The sequence below is a fragment of the Bradyrhizobium sp. genome, assembly GCF_049581145.1.
GTDB lineage: Bacteria > Pseudomonadota > Alphaproteobacteria > Rhizobiales > Xanthobacteraceae > Bradyrhizobium.
This window is the reverse complement of record NZ_JBAURI010000121.1, coordinates 1-21348: the sequence shown is the minus strand read 5'-3', so window position 1 is coordinate 21348 and position 21348 is coordinate 1. Positions and strand designations below refer to the sequence as shown.

20 protein-coding genes are annotated in these 21348 nt (G+C 65.1%); 12 read left to right on the top strand and 8 right to left on the bottom strand.

All coding sequences use genetic code 11. From position 1 onward, the window contains the following. From WCB02_RS03990 to WCB02_RS03955, 8 genes are all read left to right on the top strand, one after another. The coding region (locus tag WCB02_RS03990; RefSeq protein ID WP_423956538.1) for an acyl-CoA dehydrogenase family protein at positions 1-1126 on the top strand (1126 nt) is incomplete at its 5' end. Positions 1127-1141: 15 nt separating this feature from the next. Then, positions 1142-2317, top strand: a complete 1176-nt coding sequence (locus WCB02_RS03985) for an acyl-CoA dehydrogenase family protein (protein ID WP_423956537.1) — start codon at positions 1142-1144, stop codon at positions 2315-2317. Next, positions 2314-2970, top strand: a complete 657-nt coding sequence (locus tag WCB02_RS03980; protein ID WP_423956536.1) for a glutathione S-transferase family protein — start codon at positions 2314-2316, stop codon at positions 2968-2970. Before WCB02_RS03985 ends, WCB02_RS03980 begins: the two co-directional genes overlap by 4 nt. Positions 2971-3194: 224 nt before the next feature. Then, positions 3195-4034, top strand: coding sequence for a helix-turn-helix domain-containing protein (locus WCB02_RS03975; RefSeq protein WP_423956540.1), 840 nt, complete (start codon positions 3195-3197; stop codon positions 4032-4034). 111 nt (positions 4035-4145) lie between these two features. Then, positions 4146-5012, top strand: a complete 867-nt coding sequence (locus WCB02_RS03970; RefSeq protein WP_423956535.1) for a 3-keto-5-aminohexanoate cleavage protein — start codon at positions 4146-4148, stop codon at positions 5010-5012. Positions 5013-5122: 110 nt separating this feature from the next. Next, positions 5123-6724 carry an AMP-binding protein gene (locus tag WCB02_RS03965; protein WP_423956534.1) on the top strand — a complete coding sequence of 534 codons (1602 nt, stop codon included), beginning with the start codon at positions 5123-5125 and terminating at the stop codon, positions 6722-6724. Positions 6725-6851: 127 nt separating this feature from the next. After that, positions 6852-8468 (top strand): acyl-CoA carboxylase subunit beta, encoded by a 1617-nt coding sequence (locus WCB02_RS03960; protein ID WP_423956533.1) that lies wholly within the window; start codon positions 6852-6854, stop codon positions 8466-8468. Between the two features lie 32 nt (positions 8469-8500). Then, the gene (locus WCB02_RS03955; RefSeq protein WP_423956539.1) at positions 8501-10516 is read left to right on the top strand and encodes an acetyl/propionyl/methylcrotonyl-CoA carboxylase subunit alpha; all 2016 of its coding nucleotides are present in this window, start codon (positions 8501-8503) and stop codon (positions 10514-10516) included. Here the strand turns inward: WCB02_RS03955 and WCB02_RS03950 are convergent. The 7 genes from WCB02_RS03950 to WCB02_RS03920 all read right to left on the bottom strand — a co-directional run bounded on the left by WCB02_RS03950 (position 10474) and on the right by WCB02_RS03920 (position 17301). Next, on the bottom strand, positions 10474-10989 hold the full coding sequence (locus WCB02_RS03950; RefSeq protein WP_423956532.1) for a hypothetical protein: 516 nt from the start codon (positions 10987-10989) through the stop codon (positions 10474-10476). The two genes, WCB02_RS03955 and WCB02_RS03950, sit on opposite strands and share 43 nt — an antisense overlap. Before the next feature lie 204 nt (positions 10990-11193). Further along, entirely contained in the window at positions 11194-12180 is a 987-nt protein-coding gene (locus WCB02_RS03945) for an ABC transporter ATP-binding protein (protein WP_423956531.1), read from the bottom strand. Beyond that, entirely contained in the window at positions 12177-13205 is a 1029-nt protein-coding gene (locus WCB02_RS03940) for an ABC transporter ATP-binding protein (protein WP_423956530.1), read from the bottom strand. The genes WCB02_RS03945 and WCB02_RS03940 overlap by 4 nt, the downstream gene beginning before the upstream one ends. Continuing rightward, entirely contained in the window at positions 13205-14098 is an 894-nt protein-coding gene (locus WCB02_RS03935) for an ABC transporter permease (RefSeq protein WP_423956529.1), read from the bottom strand. The genes WCB02_RS03940 and WCB02_RS03935 overlap by 1 nt, the downstream gene beginning before the upstream one ends. 72 nt (positions 14099-14170) lie before the next feature. Continuing rightward, a complete protein-coding gene (locus WCB02_RS03930; RefSeq protein ID WP_423956528.1) occupies positions 14171-15118 on the bottom strand; it encodes an ABC transporter permease in 948 nt (315 codons plus the stop codon). 36 nt (positions 15119-15154) lie between these two features. Then, positions 15155-16750, bottom strand: a complete 1596-nt coding sequence (locus WCB02_RS03925) for an ABC transporter substrate-binding protein (RefSeq protein WP_423956527.1) — start codon at positions 16748-16750, stop codon at positions 15155-15157. A gap of 260 nt (positions 16751-17010) precedes the next feature. Next, complete coding sequence (locus WCB02_RS03920; RefSeq protein ID WP_423956541.1) at positions 17011-17301, bottom strand: hypothetical protein; 291 nt, start codon at positions 17299-17301, stop codon at positions 17011-17013. Between WCB02_RS03920 and WCB02_RS03915 the strand changes: the two genes are divergently transcribed. Continuing rightward, positions 17192-17434, top strand: a complete 243-nt coding sequence (locus WCB02_RS03915) for a GCG_CRPN prefix-to-repeats domain-containing protein (protein WP_423956526.1) — start codon at positions 17192-17194, stop codon at positions 17432-17434. The two genes, WCB02_RS03920 and WCB02_RS03915, sit on opposite strands and share 110 nt — an antisense overlap. Positions 17435-17521: 87 nt before the next feature. On the opposite strand, the gene WCB02_RS03910 is transcribed toward WCB02_RS03915, so the two are convergent. Next, positions 17522-18406, bottom strand: coding sequence for a LysR substrate-binding domain-containing protein (locus tag WCB02_RS03910; protein ID WP_423956525.1), 885 nt, complete (start codon positions 18404-18406; stop codon positions 17522-17524). Between the two features lie 85 nt (positions 18407-18491). On the opposite strand from WCB02_RS03910, the gene WCB02_RS03905 reads away from it, so the two are divergent. The 3 genes from WCB02_RS03905 to WCB02_RS03895 form a co-directional block, all read left to right on the top strand. Next, the gene (locus WCB02_RS03905; RefSeq protein WP_423956524.1) at positions 18492-19673 is read left to right on the top strand and encodes a YbfB/YjiJ family MFS transporter; all 1182 of its coding nucleotides are present in this window, start codon (positions 18492-18494) and stop codon (positions 19671-19673) included. Positions 19674-19954: 281 nt separating this feature from the next. Next, the gene (locus tag WCB02_RS03900; RefSeq protein WP_423956523.1) at positions 19955-20713 is read left to right on the top strand and encodes a methyltransferase family protein; all 759 of its coding nucleotides are present in this window, start codon (positions 19955-19957) and stop codon (positions 20711-20713) included. An 11-nt stretch (positions 20714-20724) separates the two neighbouring features. Beyond that, the coding region (locus WCB02_RS03895; protein ID WP_423956522.1) for an acyltransferase family protein at positions 20725-21348 on the top strand (624 nt) is incomplete at its 3' end.

Genomic DNA, 21348 nt, shown 5'->3' with positions numbered 1-21348 from the left:
GTTCTATACGGAAGAACACGAGGCCTATCGCGCGGTGGTGCGCCGCTTCGTCACGAAGGAAATCGAGCCGTTCGCGCATGAATGGGACGAGGCCGGCGAATTTCCCCGGGAGCTTTATGAAAAGGCGGCCGCGATCGGGCTGCTCGGCCTCGGTTTCCCGGAGGTCTATGGCGGCACCGAAGTCGACCGTTTCATGTGGATCGTTGCGGTGCAGGAGCTGGCGCGGGCGGGCGCCGGCGGCGTGTCCGCCAGCCTGAACAGCCATTCGATCGGCGCGCCGCCGATCGCGCGCGCCGGCACTCCGGAATTCAAGGCGCGGGTGTTGCCGCAGATCCTGTCGGGCAGGAAGATCTCGGCACTGGCGATCACCGAGCCGAGCGGCGGCTCCGATGTTGCGAACTTGCGCACGTCGGCGCGGCGCGCTGGAGATTTTTATATCGTCAACGGCGAGAAGACCTTCATCACCTCGGGCATGCGCGCGGATTACATCACGACCGCGGTGCGCACCGGCGGTCCGGGACCCGGCGGCGTCAGCCTGCTGGTGATCGAGGGCGATGCGCCGGGGCTGTCGCGGACCAGCCTGAAGAAGATGGGCTGGTGGTCGTCGGATACTGCGACACTTTATTTCGACGATTGCCGAGTGCCGGCAGGCAATCTGCTCGGCGAAGAGGGCGTGGGCTTCAAGATCATCATGCAGAACTTCAACGCCGAGCGGCTCACCATGGCTGCCGGCTGCATCGCCGCCGCGCAGGTCTGCCTCGATGATGCGATCGACTATGCCAAACAGCGCCACACCTTCGGCAGGCCGCTGGCGCAGCACCAGGTGATCCGCCACAAGCTCGTCGACATGGCGCAAAAGGTCGCGGCCTCCCAGGCGATGCTGGAAATGCTGGCCTGGCGGCTCGATCAGGGCGACAACCCGGTGGCGGAGATCTGCATGCTGAAGAACCAGGCCACCCAGACCATGGCGTTTTGCGCCTCTGAGGCGGTGCAGATTTTCGGCGGCGCCGGTTTCATGCGCGGCATCAAGGTCGAGCGGATCTACCGCGAGGTCAAGGTCAACGCGATCGGCGGCGGCAGCGAGGAAATCATGAAGGACCTCGCCAGCCGCCAGATGGGATTGTGACCAGAGAGGACCAAAATGCTCTTCACGGCCGATCACGACGAGGTCCGCCGCTCCCTGCAGAAGTTCATCGCGAGCGAGATCAATCCGTTTGTCGATGAATGGGAGAAGGCGGAGATCTTTCCGGCGCACGAGCTGTTCAGGAAGCTCGGCAGCCTCGGCTTCCTCGGCCTCAACAAGCCGGTCGAATTCGGCGGCCAGGGCCTCGATTACAGCTACGCGGTGCTGATGGCCGAAGAGCTTGGCGCCGTCAGATGCGGCGGCGTGCCGATGGCGATCGGGGTGCAGACCGACATGGCGACGCCGGCGCTGGCGCGATTCGGCTCCGACGAGGTGCGGCGGGAGTTTTTGGCGCCGGCGATCGCGGGCGATGCGGTCGCCTGTGTCGGGGTGTCCGAGCCGGGCGCCGGCAGCGATGTCGCCTCGATCAGGACCGGCGCGCGCGCCGACGGCGACGACTATGTCATCAACGGCGGCAAGATGTGGATCACCAACGGCACCCAGGCGGACTGGATCTGCCTGCTCGCCAATACCAGCGACGGCCAGCCGCACCGCAACAAGTCGCTGATCTGCGTGCCGATGAAGAGCAAGGGCGTGCAAGTCGCGCGAAAACTCGACAAGATGGGGATGCGATGCTCCGACACCGCACAGATCTTTTTCGACAATGTCCGGGTGCCCAAACGCAATCGCATCGGCGAGGAGGGCAAAGGCTTTACCTATCAGATGATCCAGTTCCAGGAGGAGCGGCTTTGGGCCGCGGCCGCCTGCCTCAAGGCGCATGAATTCATCATCGGCGAGACCATCGATTACACCCGCAACCGCAAGGCGTTCGGCCAGAGCATCCTCGATAACCAGACCGTGCATTTCAAGCTCGCGGAAATGCAGACCGAAGTGGAATTGCTGCGCGCGCTGACCTATCGGGCGGCCGAAGCCTTGATCGCGGGCGAGGATGTGACCAAACTCGCCACCATGGCCAAGCTGAAGGCCGGCCGCCTCGGGCGCGAACTGACCGACGCCTGCCTGCAATACTGGGGCGGCATGGGATTCATGAACGAGACGCCGGTCAGCCGCGCCTATCGCGACAGCCGTCTGGCGTCGATCGGCGGCGGCGCCGACGAGGTGATGCTGATGGTGTTATGCAAGATGATGGGCACTCTGCCCGGACTGAACCAGACGACCGGAGGCGGTGCATGATCACGCTCTATCATTGCGAGGGCGCGCGCTCGTTCCGGCCGCTGTGGATGCTGGAAGAGCTTGCCCTGCCTTACGAACTGAAGATGCTGCCGTTTCCGCCGCGGGTGTTCGCGAAGGACTATCTCGCGCTCAATCCGCTCGGCACCATTCCCCTCATGATCGACGGCGACACCAGGATGACGGAATCGTCCGGCATCTGCCATTATCTCGGCATGAGCTATGGCCCGACGCCGCTGATGGTCGGGCCCGACGAGCCGGCCTATGGCGCGTTCCTGAACTGGATGTATTTCAGCGACGCGACGTTGACCTTCCCGCAGACGTTGGTGCTGCGCTACAGCCAGCTCGAGCCGGAAGAGCGGCGCAATCCGCAGGTGGCGACCGACTACGCCAAATGGTTTTTGGGGAGGCTGCGGGCCGTCGAGGCGGCGACGGCGAATGCCGAGACGCTGTGCGCCGGCCGCTTCACCGCCGCGGATATCGTGATCGGCTACGCGCTGCGGCTGGCCCAAACCATCGGCCTTGCCAAGGATTTCGGCCCCAACGTCGCGGCCTATTGGGCCCGGTTGCAGCAGCGCGACGGCTACCAGCACGCCATCGCAGCCGAACGCCGCGCCGCCACCGAGCAGAACGTGCCGCCGCGGGTCAGGGCTTGACCCTGGCGCCATCGCGAGCCACCAGGTCGTGCGCGCCGTCGCCGCTGGCGACGAAGCAATCCGTGGTGCCGCAAGGAAGGTACCAATGAGGGTCGAAAGGCTGTCCTGGCCGCAATGTCAACGGTGACACAGGCCCAATTTGCGCTAAGCTCCATCCTATTCGTAGCGACCCAAAAAGAGCCGCGCGAGGAGGAACAGCCATGGACCGCATCGCCCAAAACGACATGGGCCACCACGTTGGCCAACCCGACATCGGCCAGAAATCAGGCCATCTGATGCTGATCACGCCGGAGCGGGTGTTCTATGCCGGCTTGCTCGGCCGGCCCCGGGAACGCTGCTCCGGTGCGTTTAATGTCTATGTCGCGCTGCGCGGGGGGCTGTGGCTGTCGATCGTCGACGGGCGCGAAGCCTGCGGCGAACTGGTCGCGGTGGCGCCGAATGTGCGTCATACCATCACGAGCGACCATCGCACCGCGATCTGCATCGTGATCGAGCCGGAAAGCGTGAGCGACGGCACCTTCGAGGAATGGACCAGGCGCCTGTCCGGACCCGAGCGCGATATCTTCGCGGACCGCATTCGCACAGCCTACGAGCGGTTGCGCGAGCGAAGCTGTCGCCCGGACCTGACGAGCGCCGAGTTCGACCTGATGTGTTTCGGCGAAGTTCTGCCGCGCCGGCCGCTCGATCCACGCGTGATCAGATCGATCGCGCAGCTGACGCGGTTCTGCGGCGATCCGGCGACGGCGGCGAGCTGCGCCGGGGAAGCAGGCCTCTCCGTCTCTCGGTTTCTTCATCTGTTCAAGGAGGAGACCGGCATCTCGTTCCGTGCCTTCCGCGCCTGGAAGCGGGCCCGGCATCTGCTGCATTTCGCCAATCAGGATCTCAATCTCGCGCATCTGGCGCAGGATATCGGCTATCCCGACTCCACGCATTTCAGCCACTCGATCCGCCGGTTCTATGGCTTGAAGCCGCGCTCGATCTTTTCCGGCTCGCGCGATCTCGCGATTCTCGAAAGCCGCAGGCCGGCCGCAACCGATAGCGCATGGACGCAAGAAGCTGGATGAGGCGCTCTCCATGATCGCGAACACCGCTTCGCGATTTGTCGAGCGGACGTGACGTCGACGCCAAGTCGGGCGCAAGAAGTCGGGCGCAAGAAGTCAACTGCAAGGCATCTCATGAGCGACAAGGCCGTCATCACCTGCGCGCTGAACGGCGTGCTTACCGACCCCCGGCAGCACCATGTCCCGGTGACGCCCGAGGAGATGGCGCGCGAGGCGAAGGCCGCCTTCGACGCCGGCGCCAGCGTGATGCACGTCCATTTGCGCCAGCAGGCGCCGGGCCAGGGTCATTTGCCGTCATGGGACGTCGGCGTGTCGCGCGAGATCCAAGCCGCGATCCGCGCGGCGTGCCCGGGCGTGATCATCAATCATACCACGGGCACGTCGGGGCCGAACTATCAGGGCGCGCTGGCCTGTGTGCGCGAGACCAGGCCGGAAATGGCCGCCTGCAATGCCGGCTCGCTGAACTATCTGAAGGTGAAGGCCGACAATAGCTGGGCCTGGCCGCCGATGATGTTCGACAATGCGGTGGAAAAGGTGCAGGACTATCTCGACGCCATGAAGGACGCCGGCACGATGCCGGAGTTCGAATGTTTCGACGTCGGCATCGTGCGCTGTGTCGGCATGTACCGGCAGACCGGCATGTATTCCGGGCCGCTCGAGTACAACTTCGTGATGGGGGTCGCGTCCGGCATGCCGGCCGATCCGGACCTGCTGCCGATCCTGCTGAAATTGAAATTGCCTGAGGCGCATTGGCAGGTCACCGCGATCGGCCGCGCCGAAATCTGGCCGCTGCACCAGCGCTGCGCCGATCTCGGCGGCCATCTGCGCACCGGGCTCGAGGACACCTTCTATCTCGCCGACGGCACCAAGGTGACCTCGAACGGCCAGTTGATCGAGAGCCTCGCCGCCTGCGCGCGACGTGCCGGGCGGGAGATCGCGACACCTGCGGAGGCGCGGCAGATTTTCGGGATCAGGCATTAGACCGTCATTGCGAGCGAAGCGAAGCAATCCCTTCGGGCAGCAAACAAAGTGGAAGGATGGATTGCTTCGTCGCTTCGCTGCTCGCAAAGACGGAGTAACAGGAGGCCGCCATGACCAATCTCGCAGCAACCGGTGGCGTGCCGGGACCCGGGCGCATCGGGCGGGTCGTGATCGGCGATCTCTTGAAACGCGCGGCACGGCGTTTCCCGGACCGCGTCGCGGTCACCGACGGCGCACGGCAGGCGACCTTCACCGAGCTCGAACGCGACGCCAATCGTTTCGCCAATTATCTGGCGGCGCGCGGCATGAAGCCGGGCGAGAAAATTGCGACGATCTGCAACAACTCCGTCGAATTCGTCAAGGCGCTGTTCGGCATCCATCGCGCCGGTCTGGTCTGGGTGCCTGTCAACACCATGCTGCCGCCGGCCGACATGGACTATATCCTCGATCACGCCGAGGTTCGGTTCGCGCTGATCGACGACAATCTCCACGCTCAGCCCGAGCGGCGCGCAGCGCTGCAGACGCGCGGCATCGATCTGATCGCGGTCGATCTGGTTGGCCTGGCCGGGGCCGCGGGCCTCAAGTCATTCGGTGATCTTCTGCAGGGCCGATCCGAGATCGAGCCCGATGTCGACATCGACGACCGTGATCTGGCCATGATCATCTATACCTCGGGCACCACGTCGCGGCCGAAGGGCGCGATGCATTGTCACCTCGCGGTGGTGATGGCCGTCATGAGCAATTGCATCGAGATGCAGCTCTCCCGTGACGACGGCATCACCGGCCAGTTCCCGCTGTTTCATTGCGCGGGCCATGTACTGCTGTTGAGCTATCTGTCGGTCGGAGGCCGCATGGCGCTGATGCGCGGCTTCGACCCGGTGGCCTGCATGGAGGCCATCGTCCGCGACAGGCTCACCGTGTTCGTCGGGCTGTCTTTGATGTATCAGGCGATCCTCGATCATCCGCGCCGCAAGGAGTTCGATCTCTCGGGCCTGCGCTGCTGTATCTACACCATGGCGCCGATGGGCCGGCCGCTGCTCGAGCGTGCGATGGCCGATCTCTGCCCGAACTTCGTGCTGAGCAGCGGCCAGACCGAGATGTATCCGGCGACCACGATGTCGCGGCCGGAGGTGCAGCTCGAGCGGTTCGGCAATTACTGGGGCGAGTCGCTGATCGTCAACGAGACCGCGATCATGGACGATAACGGCAATCTCTTGCCGCGCGGCGAGATCGGCGAGCTGGTGCATCGCGGGCCCAACGTGATGATGGGCTATTACAAGGACCCGAAAGCCACCGAACAGGCGCGCAAATTCGGCTGGCATCACACCGGCGACCTCGCGTTGATCGACGGCAATGGCGAGGTGCTGTTCCTCGACCGCAAGAAGGACATGATCAAGTCCGGCGGCGAGAATGTTGCTTCGGTCAGGATCGAGGAGACGCTGCTGGCGCATCCCTCGGTGCAGAACGCGGCCGTGGTGGGACTGCCGCATCCGCAGTGGGGCGAGGCGGTCTCGGCCTTCGTCAAGCTGAAGCCGGGTGCTGCGGCGAGCGAAGCGGAGATTGCCGAGCATTGCCGCAAATCGCTCGGCGGCTTTCAGATGCCAAAGCTCGTCAGGATCGTCGAGGAAATGCCGATGACCGCGACCGGCAAGCTGCGCAAGGTCGAGCTTCGCCAGGCCTATGCCGATTATTTCGCGCAGGAGCGGGCGTGACCGGCGCCACGACCACCACCACGGCGGTCGTTCCGGGGCGATGCGAAGCATCGAACCCGGAATCTCGAGATTCCGGGTCTGCGCTTCGCGAAGCCGGGAATGACGGACATAACGATGAGCGGCGCCTATGGCAGTGATCGAATCCACCATCTCGCCGTCCAGCGACGCCTACAGGTCCAACCGCGACGGCATGCTGGCGCTGATCTCGCGGCTGCGCGCGCTCGAGGCGCGCACCCGCGCTGCATCCGCCGCGGCAAAGGAGCGTTTCCACAAGCGCGGCCAGTTGCTGCCGCGCGAGCGCGCAGCGCTGGTGCTCGATCCCGGCGCGCCTTTTATCGAATTGTCCACGCTCGCCGGTTTCCTGTTCGACGTACCCGATCCCGACAAGAGCGTGCCCGGCGGCGGACTGATCGCCGGCATCGGCTTCGTGTCGGGAGTCCGCTGCATGGTCAGCGCCAACGATGCCGGCATCGATGCCGGCGCGCTGCAACCCTATGGGCTCGACAAGACGCTGCGGGTGCAGGAGTTGGCGCTCGACAACAAGCTGCCTTACCTGCAACTGGTCGAAAGCGCCGGCGCCAATCTGTTGCGCTACCGCGTCGAAGAGTTCGTGCGCGGCGGCAACATTTTTCGCAATCTGGCCCGGCTCTCGGCGGCGGGCCTGCCGGTCGTCACCGTGACGCATGGCTCGTCGACGGCCGGTGGGGCCTATCAGACCGGCCTGTCCGATTACATCGTCATGGTGCGCGGCCGCACTCGCGCATTTCTCGCAGGCCCGCCGCTGCTCAAGGCCGCGACTGGTGAAATCGCGACGGAAGAAGATCTCGGCGGCGCGGAGATGCACACGACGATCTCCGGCCTCGGCGATTATCTTGCCGAAGACGATCGCGACGCGCTGCGGATCGCGCGCGACATCATGGCGGCGCTCGAATGGGATCGGCCGGCGGCGAGTGAGGGGCGGCACAAGCCGCCGCGCTACGACCAGGAGGACCTGCTCGGCATCATGCCGATGGACCACAAGCGCCCGGTCGACATGCGGCAGGTGATCGCGCGCATCATCGACGATTCCGATTTCACCGATTTCGGCACAAACTACGGTCCGGCCACCGTGTGCGGCCACGCCCGCATCGAGGGACAGGCGATCGGCATCATCACCAACAACGGCCCGCTCGATCCGGCCGGCGCCAACAAGGCCACCCACTTCATTCAGGCCTGCTGTCAGACCCGCACCCCGCTGCTCTATCTGAACAACACCACCGGCTACATGGTCGGCCGCGCCTATGAAGAGGCTGGCATGATCAAGCACGGCTCGAAGATGATTCAGGCGGTGACCAGCGCGAGCGTGCCCCAGATCACGATCTATTGCGGCGCCTCGTTCGGCGCCGGCAATTACGGCATGTGCGGCCGCGGCTTCCATCCGCGCTTCTGCTTCTCCTGGCCCAATGCCAAGACCGCCGTGATGGGCGGCGAGCAGGCCGCTGAAACCATGGCGATCGTCACCGAGGCCGCCGCCGCGAGGCGCGGCAAGCCGATCGAGCGCGACAAGCTGGAGGCGATGAAGGCGCAGATCACAGGCGTGTTCGACGGCCAGATGGATGTGTTCGCCACCAGCGCGCGGCTCTTGGACGATGGCGTCATCGATCCCCGCGATACCCGCAGCGTGCTGGCCGAAGTGCTCGCGATCTGCCGCGAGGCGGAGGCGCGCAACCCGCAGCGCATGCAGTTCTCGGTCGCGCGGCCATGAGACCTGAAGTGCGAGCTGAAATGAGAACTGGAATAGCCAACGATCCGGCGCGGCGCACGCCGTTCTTCAGGATCCTGATCGCCAATCGCGGCGAGATCGCGCTGCGCATCATGCGAACGGCGCGCCGGTGTGGTTATGGCGTGGTGGCGGTCTATTCCGATGCGGATCGCGAAAGCCTGCATGCGCGCGAGGCGGATTGCGCGGTGCGGATCGGCGCGGCGTTGCCGGCGCAATCCTATCTCGACATCGGCGCGATCATCGCCGCGGCGAAAGCGGGCGGCGCCGATGCCGTGCATCCCGGCTATGGCTTTCTCGCCGAAAACGCGGAGTTCGCCCAGGCCTGCCGCGATGCAGGCCTGGTGTTCATCGGGCCATCGCCCGAGGCGATCCGGGCGATGGGCAACAAGGCCGGCGCCAAAACCATCATGCAGGCGGCCGGCGTGCCCTGCGTGCCCGGCTACCAGGGCGCCGAGCAAAGCGACCAAGTGATGCTGGCCGAGGCGGTCAAAATCGGGTTTCCCGTGATGATCAAGGCGGTCGCTGGCGGCGGCGGGCGCGGCATGCGGCTGGTCGCCGGCGCTGCCGGATTTCCCGATGCGCTGCGCAGCGCGCGATCGGAGGCGACGTCGGCTTTCGGCGACGGCACGCTGATCCTGGAACGGGCGATCGAACAGCCCCGCCATATCGAGGTCCAGGTGTTCGGCGATCGCCATGGCAATGCGATTCATCTCGGCGAGCGCGACTGCTCGGTGCAAAGGCGGCATCAGAAGCTGATCGAGGAGGCACCGTCGCCCGCTGTCTCCGCCGAGCTGCGGGCGAAGATGGGCGCGGTCGCAGTCAACGCCGTCAGGTCACTGCGCTACGAGGGCGCCGGCACGCTGGAATTTCTGCTCGACCAACGCGGCGAATTCTTCTTCATGGAGATGAATACGCGGCTGCAGGTCGAGCATCCCGTCACCGAGGCGGTCACCGGGCTCGATCTCGTCGAATTGCAACTGCGCGTGGCCCACGGCGAGCCGCTCGGATTGCGCCAGGAGGACGTCAGGTTTTCGGGCCACGCCATCGAGGTGCGGCTATGCGCGGAAGATGCCGGGTGCGATTTCATGCCGCAATCGGGCCGGATGGCGCGCTGGCGCGTGCCGGAGGGCATCCGCGTCGAGCACGCGCTGCAATCGGGCGCGGAGATTCCGCCGTTCTATGATTCCATGATCGCAAAGCTGATCGGCTTCGGCGCGAGCCGCGAGGAGGCATGCGGCAAGCTGATCTCGGCGCTGGAGCAGACGGTCGCGTTCGGCGTGGCCACCAATCAGTCGTTCCTGATCGCCTGTCTGCGGCATTCGGTCTTTGCCCGGGGGCGGGCCACGACCGCTTTCATCGGCAGCTATCGCGAGGCGCTGCTGGCGCGCAAGGATACGACGTTTGATGCGGCGATCGCGGCGCTGTCGCTCCATGCCACCCATCCCCGCGCGCCGCCGTGGCGCGGCGGCCGCTCGCTGGCCGCGACGTTTCCGGTTCCCCTGCGGATCGAACTCGATCAGGTCATCTACGAACTGGACATCCTGCGCGAACGCGAGGGTGGCATTCTCGTTGCCCTAGCTGACCGCGAGTATCGTTTCGAGATCGACGAGGTCAGCCGCGAGACTTGTCGCTTCCGCAACGATGGTGTGATGGAAAGCATCGAATTCCTGCGTGATGGCGAGCGGCTGTATTTCCTGCATCGGGGCCGGACGCATGCGGTGCGCGACCTGACGCTCGCCGCGCCTGAGGCAGCGGCGGCAAGCGCCGGCGACGGCAAGGTCCGCGCCGCCATGAGCGGCCGCGTCGTGGCGCTGCTGGTGAAGCAAGGCGATCGTGTCGCGGCCGGCCAGCCGGTGCTGACGCTGGAGGCCATGAAGATGGAGCACGTGCACGTGGCGGGGATCGCAGGCAAGATTTCCGCGATCCACGTCGTCGAGGGCGAGCAGGTCACAACCGGGACGATCGTCGTCGAGATCGAGGCCGTTGCTCAGGGCCCATCGCAGCCGGGAAACGGCGTTTCCCAGGTATAGATCTCGTTTGCCAAGGGGACCGACAATTGTCCCTTCTTGCAGGAATCGACATTGCCGGCCTCGAAAACGAACATCTTCATGCCTTTTCCCATCGCGCCGGTCGACTGACGAAACATCGCCTCCAGCGCGGCGAGCATGGCGGTGTTGGTCGGCGCGATGTCGCCGCGCGCGACCGGGGTCAGCGCCTTGCCATTCTGATCCCTGGGATCGAGGGCATCAATGTCATCGAACGACATGACACCGGTCGCTCTGTCGAGATGGCCGTGCACGGCGACGAGCACGACATATTTTTCCACCATGGCCATGGCAGCGGTCGCGCCGTTGGCGCTGGGCTGCATCATGCGGGGCACGATCCACATCAGCAGGATCAATTCACCGTTGGGCCGCGCGTCGGTGATCGTCGCGTAGTCGCGGGCGATCGCATCCGGGGTCGCTTTCCACTGACGGGCCGCCGCCGGGAACGGATATGCCAAGAAACCTGCCAAGAAACCTGCCAAGAAACCTGTCATGCACAGTGGGATGGATAACGCGGCAGCTGCCGCGACAAGCCGGGATGGCCTGGGCAACGGTATCCCCTTCTTGTTTGCAACCTCTGGAAGATGCGGCGACGTCGTACCGCCGATGCTCGGACACTACACGGCTGAAGGTGCGGATCAACTGTCGAAGCAGCTACTCGCCTACTGCGTGTGTCCGGTTCCGGCGTTCAACAGACAGGCGACCTGATGCCGCTCGCCGGCCTCGCGCAGCGCGGGCCGCTCGATCTTGCAGCGGTCGATCGCGTAGCGGCAGCGGGTGTGGAAGCTGCAACCCGGCGGCGGATTGACCGGGCTCGGCACGTCGCCGTCGACCAGCGGTTTCAGCCGCCTCACAGTCGGATCCGCGATCGGCACCGAGGCGAGCAGCGCCTGGGTGTAGGGATGGCGCGGATTTTGGAACAGTTCGGTCTTGTCGGCGATCTCGACGATGCGCCCGAGATACATCACGGCGACGCGGTGGCTGATATGGGCGACGACGGCGAGGTCGTGGGCGATGAACAGATAGGAAAAAGCATGCGCGCGCTGCAGGTCGATCAAGAGGTTGATCACCTGCGCCTGGATCGAGACGTCGAGCGCCGAGACCGGCTCGTCGCACACGATCAGGCGCGGCCCGAGCGCAAGCGCGCGGGCGATGCAGATGCGCTGGCGCTGGCCGCCGGAAAACTGGTGCGGAAAATTCCGCATCTGGTCGCCGCGCAGCCCGACCTGCTCGAACAGTTTTGCGACCCGCTGCTGCCTGTCGCGGCCAGTTGCGATTCCGTGGACGGTGAGCGGCTCGCCGACGATGTCGCCCGCGGTCATGCGCGGATTGAGCGAGGCAAACGGATCCTGGAATACGATCTGCATGGAGCGCCGGTGCGGCCGCAACGCGGTCTTGCCGAGATGGGTGATGTCGGTTCCGTCAAGCCGGATGCGGCCGCTGCTCGGCTCGACCAGGCGCAGCACGCTGCGCGCCACTGTCGATTTGCCGCAGCCGGATTCGCCGACCAGCCCGAGCGTCTCCCCGGAACGAAGCGAGAAACTGACACCGTCGACCGCGTGCACAATGCCGGCCGCGCGACGCAGCACACCGTTGCGCACCGGGTAATGTTTGACGAGGTCGGTGACCTCGAGCAGGGGCTCGCTCATGCGGCGTCCGCCGTTTCCGCGGCGCGCCAGCACGCCGCCCAATGGCCGTTGCCCCAGTCCTGCAAGGGAGGCGTCTCCTTGCGGCAGCGATCGACGGCACGCGCACAGCGCGGCGCGAACGCGCAGCCGGCCGGCAGCCGGGTCAATGCCGGCACGGTGCCTGGAATTTCGGCGAGCCGCGCTTCCGCGGCTCGGCCAAAGGTCGGCACCGCAGGAATCGACGCCATCAGTCCCCGCGTGTAGGGGTGTCGCGGATTGGCGAACAGCGCCTCGACATCGGCCTCCTCGACCTTTCTGCCGGCATACATCACGATGACGCGCTGCGCGGTCTGCGCCACCACGCCGAGGTCGTGCGTGATCAGGATCAGCCCCATGCCCAATTGCTTCTGCAGATCGAGGATCAGCGCGAGGATCTGGGCCTGGATGGTGACGTCGAGCGCCGTGGTCGGTTCATCCGCGATCAACAGTGCCGGCCGGCAGGCCAGCGCCATCGCGATCATCGCGCGCTGGCGCATGCCGCCGGAGAGCTGATGCGGATAGTCCTGCGCGCGCCGGTCCGGCTCGGAGATTCGCACCAGCCGCAGCATCTCCACCGCCTGCTGCCAGGCCGCCTTCGCCGACATCGCGCGGTGCAGCCGGACTGCCTCGGTGATCTGATCGCCGATCCGCATCACCGGATTGAGCGAAGTCATCGGCTCCTGGAAGATCATCGAGATCCGGTTGCCCCTGATGTCGCGCATGCTGGCTGCGTCGAGCCCGAGCAAATCGGTCCCCTCGAGCAGCACGGCGCCGCCGACGATCCGGCCCGGCGGGTCCGGCACCAGCCGCAGGATCGACAATGCGCTGACGCTCTTGCCGCAGCCGGACTCGCCGACGATCGCCAGCGTCTGGCCGCGGCGGACCTCGAACGACAGATGGTCGACCGCCCGAAACAGCCCGGAATTGGTGAAGAACACCGTTTGCAGGTCCCTGACTTCAAGGATATTTGCGTCCGGGATTCTGGTGTCCGCATTGGCCTGTTGCATCAGCCGCGTTGCCTCGGGTCGAGAATGTCGCGCAGCGCATCGCCGAACAGATTGGTGCCGAACACTGCGAGGCTGATCGCGATCCCCGGAAAGATCACGAGCCATGGCGCGGTGCGGACATATTCCGCTGCCGACTCCGACAGCATGCGTCCCCAGGACGGATAGGGTTCGGGGATGCCGAGCCCGAGAAACGACAGGGAAGCCTCGGTGAGGATGGTCGAACCGAGCTGGGCGGTCGCAAGCACGATCAGCGGCGCCAGCGTGTTGGGCAGGATGTGGCGGAGCGCGATCCGCATCTCGCTCATGCCGATCGACTTGGCGGCTTCGACGAAGGGCTGTTCGCGCAAGGCCAGCGTATTGGCGCGGACCACGCGGCTGACCGTCGGGATCAGCGGAATGGCGATCGCGAGGATCACGTTGGGCAGCGAAGGGCCCAGTGCCGCGGTCATCACCAGCGCGAGCACCAGAAGCGGCAGCGCCTGCAGGATGTCGGTCAGACGCTGAAACACCAGATCGACCCAGCCCGACAGATAGCCGGAGGCGAGCCCGACCATGACGCCGATCGACCCGCCAAGCGCGGTCGAGCCGATACCGACCGCGAGCGAGATCCGCGCGCCGTGCACGATGCGGCTCCAGACGTCGCGGCCGAACGAATCCGTTCCCATCCAGTGCCTGATGTCGGGATGGGCCAGCGCATGGGCCGCATCGACGCTGAGTGGATCGTAGCGGCAGATCAGGTCAGCAAACACCGCGGTCAGCACGAACAGCACCATGATGGCAAGGCCCGCGGCCCCGAGCACGTGGCGCTGCGCGAGGAACACCAGCCTGCGCCAGCCGCCAGAGGCCCCGGCGCCCGCGCGACGCAATTCGCTTTCATAGCCGATGATGGCCAAACCGCTCTCCTCAGAGCATTTTCCGGAAAGGGGACACCGGCTTTCCGCAAGAAAATGCGATCAATAAAAGGACTAATCACTGTACCGGATCCGCGGATCGAACACGGCATAGAGCATGTCGACCGCGAAGTTCGCAAACACCACCACTACCGCGATGAACATCACGATGTTCTGCACGATCGGATAGTCGCGCCAGCGGATGGCTTCGACCAGAAAGCGTGCGATGCCCGGAATATTGAAGACTGTCTCGGTGACGATCAGGCCGCCGATCAGGAAGGCCGCTTCGATGCCGATCACGGTGATGACCGGAAGAATGGCGTTCTTCAGCGCGTGCCGGAAATTCACCGACGCCTCGGAGGCGCCCTTGGCGCGCGCGGTGCGGATATAGTCCTGGCGCAGCACCTCGAGCATCGAGGAGCGGGTGATCCGCATGGTCAGCGCCGAGCTGCGGAAACCGACCGCGATCGACGGCAGCATGTAGGTCGAAAACATCTCGCCTGATGTCTTCGGGTCCGGATTGAAGATCGGGATCGTGCCGAACAAGGCGACCGAGGCCATCAGGATCAACAGACCGAGCCAGAACGCCGGCAGCGACAGGCCGCTCAGGCTGACGACACGCAACGCATAATCGAGCTTGGTCCCCTGGTAGATCGCGCTGATGACGCCCAAGGGAATGCCGACCGAGGCGGAGAACAATAGCGCCAGGCCCGCGAGCCGCGCCGTGATCGGGATGCGCGGCAGGATCTCGTCCAGCGCGGGCTTCTCGGAGACGTAGGAATAACCGAGATCGCCGCGCAACAGGCCGCCGATCCAGTGCAGATATTGCACGACCAATGGCTGGTCGATGCCGAGCTGGCGTTCCAGGCTGGCCTTGTCCGCGGGGTCGACATAACCCGCGGCGTCGAACAGGATGTCGACGATGTTGCCGGGCACGATGCGCAGCAACAGGAAGATGACGATCGAGATGCCGATCAGCGTCACCAGCATCAGGGCAAGTCGCCGCACGATATAACCAAGCACTTGTCTATCCCCCCTGAGCGGCCGGCCCGGACTGAACTACCTGTCGAGCCACACGTCTTCGTAGCGATAGCCGTTGTAGGAGCTGTTCACCATCACGGTGACGCCCTTGACGTAGGGTTGCCAGCACGTCCCGGTGCGGGCGTAGAAGATGATGGGACGCGCGACGTCCTCCTGCAGCTTCTTGTCGATCTCCCAGACCAGCTTCCTGCGCTTGTCGAGGTCGGTTTCCATCGATTGCTCATCGAACAGCTTCTCGATGTCGCGGTTGCAGTAATTGGTGTAGTTGCGCTCGGAGCCGCAGGAATAGTTCTCATAGAAGGACTGGTCGGGATCATCGACGGCGTTGCCGGTGAGATTGAGGCCAAGCGCGTAATCCTTGCGCGCGATTTTCGGGAACCAGTTGGCGGTTTCGACGACGTCGAGCTCGGCGTCGATATAGATGCTCTTGAGCTGGTCGATCAGGATCACCGCGGGATCGCGATACACCGCGATGTTGCGGGTGGAGACCTTGACCTGGAGATGCTTGTCCGGGCCATAGCCCGCCTTCTGCATCAGCTTGCGGGCCTCTTCGCGGTTGGCGTTGATGTCGGGGCCATAGCCGGGAATCTGCTCCATCATGTCCTTCGGCATCGCCCACAGGCCGTCGGGCGCCGGCTCCATGGCGCCGCCGATGTCGGCCTGGCCCTCGAACAGGATCGAGATGAACGCCTTGCGATCCAGCGAAAGCGCGAGCGCATGGCGGATATCGGGATCGTTGAACGGCGGGTCGGACGAATTGACGATGATGTTGGTCGAGACGTTGTTGGGCGCGACCACGCACACCGCATTCGGCGCCTGGGCCTTGAGATCCTTCAACAGCGGGATCGAGACCTCGGTTGGGAACGTCATGTCGAATTTGCCGGCGACGAAGGCCAGGATCGCAGTCGAACGGTTCGGAATGATGGTGAACTCGATGCCGTCGAGATGCGGCAGGCCTTTCTTGAAGTAATCGGGGTTGCGCGTCAGCTTGATCGATTCGTTGGCCTTGAACTCGACGAATTTGAACGGGCCGGTGCCGATCGGATGGACGCGCATCTCGGCCGGCGATACGTGGCAGGGATAGATCGGCGTATAGCCGGAGGCAAGCAGCGCCAGCAGCGAGGGTTGCGGCCGCTTCAGGTTGAACGAGGCCTCGTCATCGCCGTTGGTCGTGACGTCGACGACCTCCTCGTACCAGGACTTGCGCGGGTTCTGACGAAATTTCTGCGGCGACTTGCCCATCAGCATGTCGAAGGTGCATTTGACGTCGGCGGAGCTGAACGGCTTGCCGTCATGCCATTTGACGCCGTGCCGCAGCTTGAACGTCAGCGTCTTCTTGTCGGCGCTCCAGGCCCAGCTCTCCGCCAGATCCGGAACGATGGAGTTCATGCTGTTTTGAGCGACCTCCTGATCGTAGATGACGAGATTATTGAAGACAGGCATGAAGGGAACGTTGACCGAGTAGGTCGCGCCTTCGTGGATCGAGGCGCTGCCCGGGCTGTCGCGGTGATAGAGCCGCAGGATGCCGCCCTGCTTCGGCTCTTCGCCGCGTGCAGTGCCGCAAAGCGCCGCCAAGGACAATATCGCGGCGATAAGCGCACGCACGCTCCGCATGGTTCTCCCTCCCTCGGTTCGGCCTTGTCTTTGGGTCTGCTGCTGGCCGATTGCGCGGGACGATAGCCATCGCCGCCGTTCGAGGCAACCGGCAAGGTTTTGGGCCCCGATGGGCAATTTCGCTGACCGTCAGGGAGCGGATCGCCTGACTGCTGCGGATCAGAACACCGCGGGGGTTCGGTAGCGGCGCTCGTGTGGCAGATGGGTTCGGTCTCCGTCGGCGCATGTTCGGAGGCCGGGAAAAGCCGATCATCCCGATGTCATTTTTTGCGACGCACCCGCTGTTCGTTCAGCAAGATGAACGGCCGGCAACGGCTGCGCAAATCAGCTGGTTTCAAGCGACCTCCGTCATTGTCTTTGGGAGGTTCGATGCTAGTTTCCCGCCGGCCGATTTTTCGATCGGTTCGTGGGGCATGGAAACCTGAAGATAAGGAAGCATCGATGATACGAACATTTGCTCTCAGTGCGGCGCTGGCTTTTGGCCTCGCGACGACGTCCAACGCGGCGATCATGTTGGCGCCGGTCGGCTCCGACAGCGGTCTGACGATCAAGGTCGCGGAGGGATGCGGTCCGGGCTTCTGGCGCGGCCCGCACGGCGGCTGTCATCCGTTTGCAGTCAACCGGGCCTGCCCTCCCGGATTTCATCTCGGGCCTGAAGGCAGGCGTTGTTGGCCGAACCGATAAGTTCGGCACGGGATCAGCCTGATTCACGCACGGCCGGACTTTTCCAAGTCCGGCCGTTTGCATGCCAGGCCGCTCAAGCCAAGTCGATCACGACGCGGCCTTCCGCCTCGGCAATTTCGACAATGACGCGACCAGGCTGCGCAGCGCGAGGACGGCAGGGGAAACCTCGCCCCGGCGCCACACCAGCGGCGTCGTGAGCTCAGCCTGCGCTTTGGCAATGGCGTGCCGGCGCACGCTTGCCTGCGGCATGGCGTCGAGCACCGCCTCCGGCATCAGCGCGATGCCGGCGCCCGCAGTCACGCAGGCGACGATGGCGTGGTAGGAGGCAAGCTCCAGCACCCGGCGCGACGCCAGGCTATCGCGGCCGAGCCAGCGCTGCAGCGCGCGGCGGTAGGCGCAGCCTTCGGGAAAGGCGATGATCGACAGGTCCTCGACATCGCGTGGCCGCTTGATCGGCGGATGGTCCGCACTCGAGATGATGGTAAGGCGCTCGGCGAACACCGGGACATGCTCGAACGTCGGCTCCGCCGGGGATTCGGCGATGAAAGCAGCGTCCAGCCGGCGCTCGGCCAACTGGCGTAACAGCGCATCGTTGGTCCCGGTCACAAGCTCCAGCCGCACCTCGCCATAGCGACGATGAAACTCGGCCAACAATGGCGGCAGCCGGCTCGCGGCCGTGCTCTCCAGCGCGCCCAGCCTGAACAGGCCGCGTGGCGCGGTTCCGGAGACGGCATCGCGCGCTTCGTCCGAGAGCCGGATCAGCCGCTCGGCATAGTCCAACAGCAGCGCGCCAGCCGGCGACAGATGCAGCCGCTGCCGGTCGCGATGAAACAGCTTGACCCCCATCGAGGCCTCGAGCTGCTTGATCCGGGTGGTGACGCCGGATGGCACGCGATGCAGCCGGTGGGCCGCTTTGATGACGCCGCCTTCGTCGACGACGCTCTTGAACACCTGAAGATCGGCGAAATCCATGGCGCGGCTACCATTCTCATTTTGAGAACAACTCGATCCATATTTATCAATATCATAGAACATGTGGACCGGGTAATCGAGAGGCATGAACCATCACAAAGTCGAGCCTTCCGCCGCTGCCGCCGCCTCGATCGGGCTCGCGGCGCTCGCCAGTGCGATGGGAATCGGGCGGTTTTCGCTGACGCCGATCCTGCCCCTGATGCAGCAGGATGCAGGGCTGACGCTCGCGCTCGGCGGCTGGCTCGCGACCTGCAATTATCTCGGCTATTTCGTCGGCGCGCTGATCTCGATCGGGTTGACGCCGCGTCCCGCGCGCGCGATCCGCTGGGGTCTGCTTGGCGTCGGGCTGTTCACGCTGGCGATGGGGTTGTTCGCCTGGCCGCCATTGTGGCTCGGCTTGCGATTCCTGGCCGGCGCGGCGAGCGCCTTCGTGCTGGTCGGCACCTCGGCCTGGGCGATGCCGATTCTCGCCCGCCACGGCAAGGAGCAATGGTCCGGGCACGTTTTCTCCGGCGTCGGGATCGGCATTGCCTTTGCCGGCCTGTTGGGCCTGGCCGCCGGCATCGGTGCCTGGAGCTCGCGGTCGACCTGGGTTGCGCTCGGCCTCGTCGCCCTGCTGCTCGCGGCGCTGCTCTGGCGCCCGCTGGCGCGGGATCCGGCGCCCACCGCGCAAGCCGGTGTGCAAGCCGCCCGCGCGCTGCCACGTCCCGCGCTGATCGCCGCTTCCTGCTATGCGCTGTTCGGTTACGGCTACATCATTCCGGCGACGTTTCTTCCCGCGCTGGCGCGCGGCTATATTGTCGATCCGGCAACGTTCGGCCTGATCTGGCCGGTGTTCGGGGCGGCCGCCGCCCTGTCCACCTTTGCCAGCACATGGTTCGGCCGCAGCGTTTCTCCACGGCAATTGTGGACGCGGGCGAAGTGGATTCTCGCAGCCGGCGTGCTCGCGCCGGCGCTGTCGGTCAACGTGCCGACATTGCTGCTTTCAGCGGTGTGCGTGGGCGGCACGTTCATGATCATCACGATGGCCGGCCTCAAGGAGGCGCTGCGGCTCGGTGGCGCGCCGGCCTCGCTCGCGGTCGGCGTCATGACGGCGGCGTTCAGCGCGGGCCAGATCGTTGGTCCGCTGACGGTGAGCCTGCTTACGGGTTTCGGGCATGCGTTCATGCTGGCCAGCCTTCTGGCTGTCCTCGGTCTGGTCGTCGGCAATTGCGTGCTCATGAGCAGCAGCGGCGGCGCGGACAACGCGGTGGTTCGTCGACTCTGACCACCCGAGCGCGCATCCGCGGTTGATCCGGATCAAACGCGATTGCGAGGCGGTCGCGCCTGACCATGGCGGCACCGGTGAAATGCGCGCCTTGTCATAAACCTGCTTTTAATGGTGGCCGGCTTAGCTGAATACGCGGTCGCCCCGCCGCGTATCCTCGAGCGCCGTCGCGCCGATGGGGCCAAGGCCTTGCGATGTTCTCGAATGGCATCTTGCGCGCGCTGCAAAACGGCCGAGTCCAAAATAACCGGGCGCAAGATAGCCAAGCCTACGACTGGGCGATGCGATTGTCGGCCGCGCTCTATTCGTTTGCGGCGCTGGGCCATGACGTCCTCGCCTTCTATCACGAGGCCGAGCTTCACCCCGCCGCATGGGCGCACGCGGATGCCGGCGTGATCGTCTCGACGCTGGCGCGGATTGCGCAGTGGATGTTCGTCGCACTGCTCGGGCTCCTCCCGCTGATCCGTCACCGTCCCATTGCCAGATCGGAGACATGGCTGCCGCGACTTTCCGCGTTGCTGGCCGTGCTGCTTCCGCCGCTCGCCATGCTGCTGCCGCGGGCAGCGTCCAATCTTGCATGCAACCTGATCGCAGTCGTGCTTGGCCTCGCCGCCAGCGTGCTCGCGGTGATGACGCTCAGCTTTCTCGGTCGTTCCTTCAGTGTCATGCCCGAGGCGCGCCGTCTGGTGACGTCGGGCCCCTACGGCATCGTACGGCATCCGCTCTATCTGTTCGAGCTCCTCGGCGTGATCGGAATCGTCCTGCAGCTCCGCTCGGTCGCGGGCGTCGCGCTGCTGGTGTTGATTGCCGTCTTGCAGGTGGCACGGGCCCGCTTTGAAGAAGGCGTGCTGGCGCGCGCGATCCCTGACTATGCGGCCTACCGCGCGCGCGTCCCCTTTCTGCTGCCGCGCGATCCCAGCCGCCTGTTTGCGCTGTTGCACGACGACCCCGCGGCGCGGCGCCGCTCCGGCCTGGTGATGAGCTCTGCGTTAGGCCTGCTCGCGGTCGTCATGGTCGTGCTGCCGCGGCTCATGGGCTAGGAAGGTATCTGATGTTCGGCTCGCTCCGCTTCCTGTTGGCCTATCTGGTGATCCTGAGCCATCTGGTCGGGACGCTCTATGTCGCGCACTTCGGTTACTACGCGGTGCGCGGCTTCTTCGTGATCTCGGGCTTCATGATGACGGCGGCCCTGAACGAGGTCTATGCTTTCGACGGCCTGCGGTTCTGGACCAATCGCGCGCTTCGCCTGCTGCCGCCCTATTACTTCGTGTGCCTGCTGACGCTGGCTGCGATCGCGCTGGCGCCGGAGCAGGCCTCCGCGTACCTGAAATTCTGGCGTGGAGTCCCCAGCCTCGACGACCTCTTGGCCAACGCCGGCGTGCTGCCGCTGCAACTGACCTACACATCGTTTCGGCTGATCCCGCCTTATTGGTCGGTCGCGATCGAGATCGACATGTACCTGATGCTGTTCCTGATCACCTCGCGCCGGATGGAATGGGCGCTGCTGACGCTCGTCGCCGGGCTGACCGTGCAACTGGTCTCGTTCCATGACTTCGCCGGCTGGGGCTTCAACTACTTCACAGCGCCGGCGGGCGTGCTGCCATTCGCGATCGGCGCCGTGCTCTATTTCCTGCGCCGGCGCGGTCTGCCGACCGCGGCGCCGCGCGCGGCCGGC

Coding starts and splice junctions, on each gene's coding strand:
- WCB02_RS03985 (WP_423956537.1), top strand. CDS start 1,142: ATGCTCTTCACGGCCGATCACGACGAGGTCCGCCGCTCCCTGCAGAAG.
- WCB02_RS03980 (WP_423956536.1), top strand. CDS start 2,314: ATGATCACGCTCTATCATTGCGAGGGCGCGCGCTCGTTCCGGCCGCTG.
- WCB02_RS03975 (WP_423956540.1), top strand. CDS start 3,195: ATGGGCCACCACGTTGGCCAACCCGACATCGGCCAGAAATCAGGCCAT.
- WCB02_RS03970 (WP_423956535.1), top strand. CDS start 4,146: ATGAGCGACAAGGCCGTCATCACCTGCGCGCTGAACGGCGTGCTTACC.
- WCB02_RS03965 (WP_423956534.1), top strand. CDS start 5,123: ATGACCAATCTCGCAGCAACCGGTGGCGTGCCGGGACCCGGGCGCATC.
- WCB02_RS03960 (WP_423956533.1), top strand. CDS start 6,852: ATGGCAGTGATCGAATCCACCATCTCGCCGTCCAGCGACGCCTACAGG.
- WCB02_RS03945 (WP_423956531.1), bottom strand. CDS start 12,180: ATGAGCGAGCCCCTGCTCGAGGTCACCGACCTCGTCAAACATTACCCG.
- WCB02_RS03940 (WP_423956530.1), bottom strand. CDS start 13,205: ATGCAACAGGCCAATGCGGACACCAGAATCCCGGACGCAAATATCCTT.
- WCB02_RS03925 (WP_423956527.1), bottom strand. CDS start 16,750: ATGCGGAGCGTGCGTGCGCTTATCGCCGCGATATTGTCCTTGGCGGCG.
- WCB02_RS03915 (WP_423956526.1), top strand. CDS start 17,192: ATGATACGAACATTTGCTCTCAGTGCGGCGCTGGCTTTTGGCCTCGCG.
- WCB02_RS03910 (WP_423956525.1), bottom strand. CDS start 18,406: ATGGATTTCGCCGATCTTCAGGTGTTCAAGAGCGTCGTCGACGAAGGC.
- WCB02_RS03905 (WP_423956524.1), top strand. CDS start 18,492: ATGAACCATCACAAAGTCGAGCCTTCCGCCGCTGCCGCCGCCTCGATC.
- WCB02_RS03900 (WP_423956523.1), top strand. CDS start 19,955: ATGCGATTGTCGGCCGCGCTCTATTCGTTTGCGGCGCTGGGCCATGAC.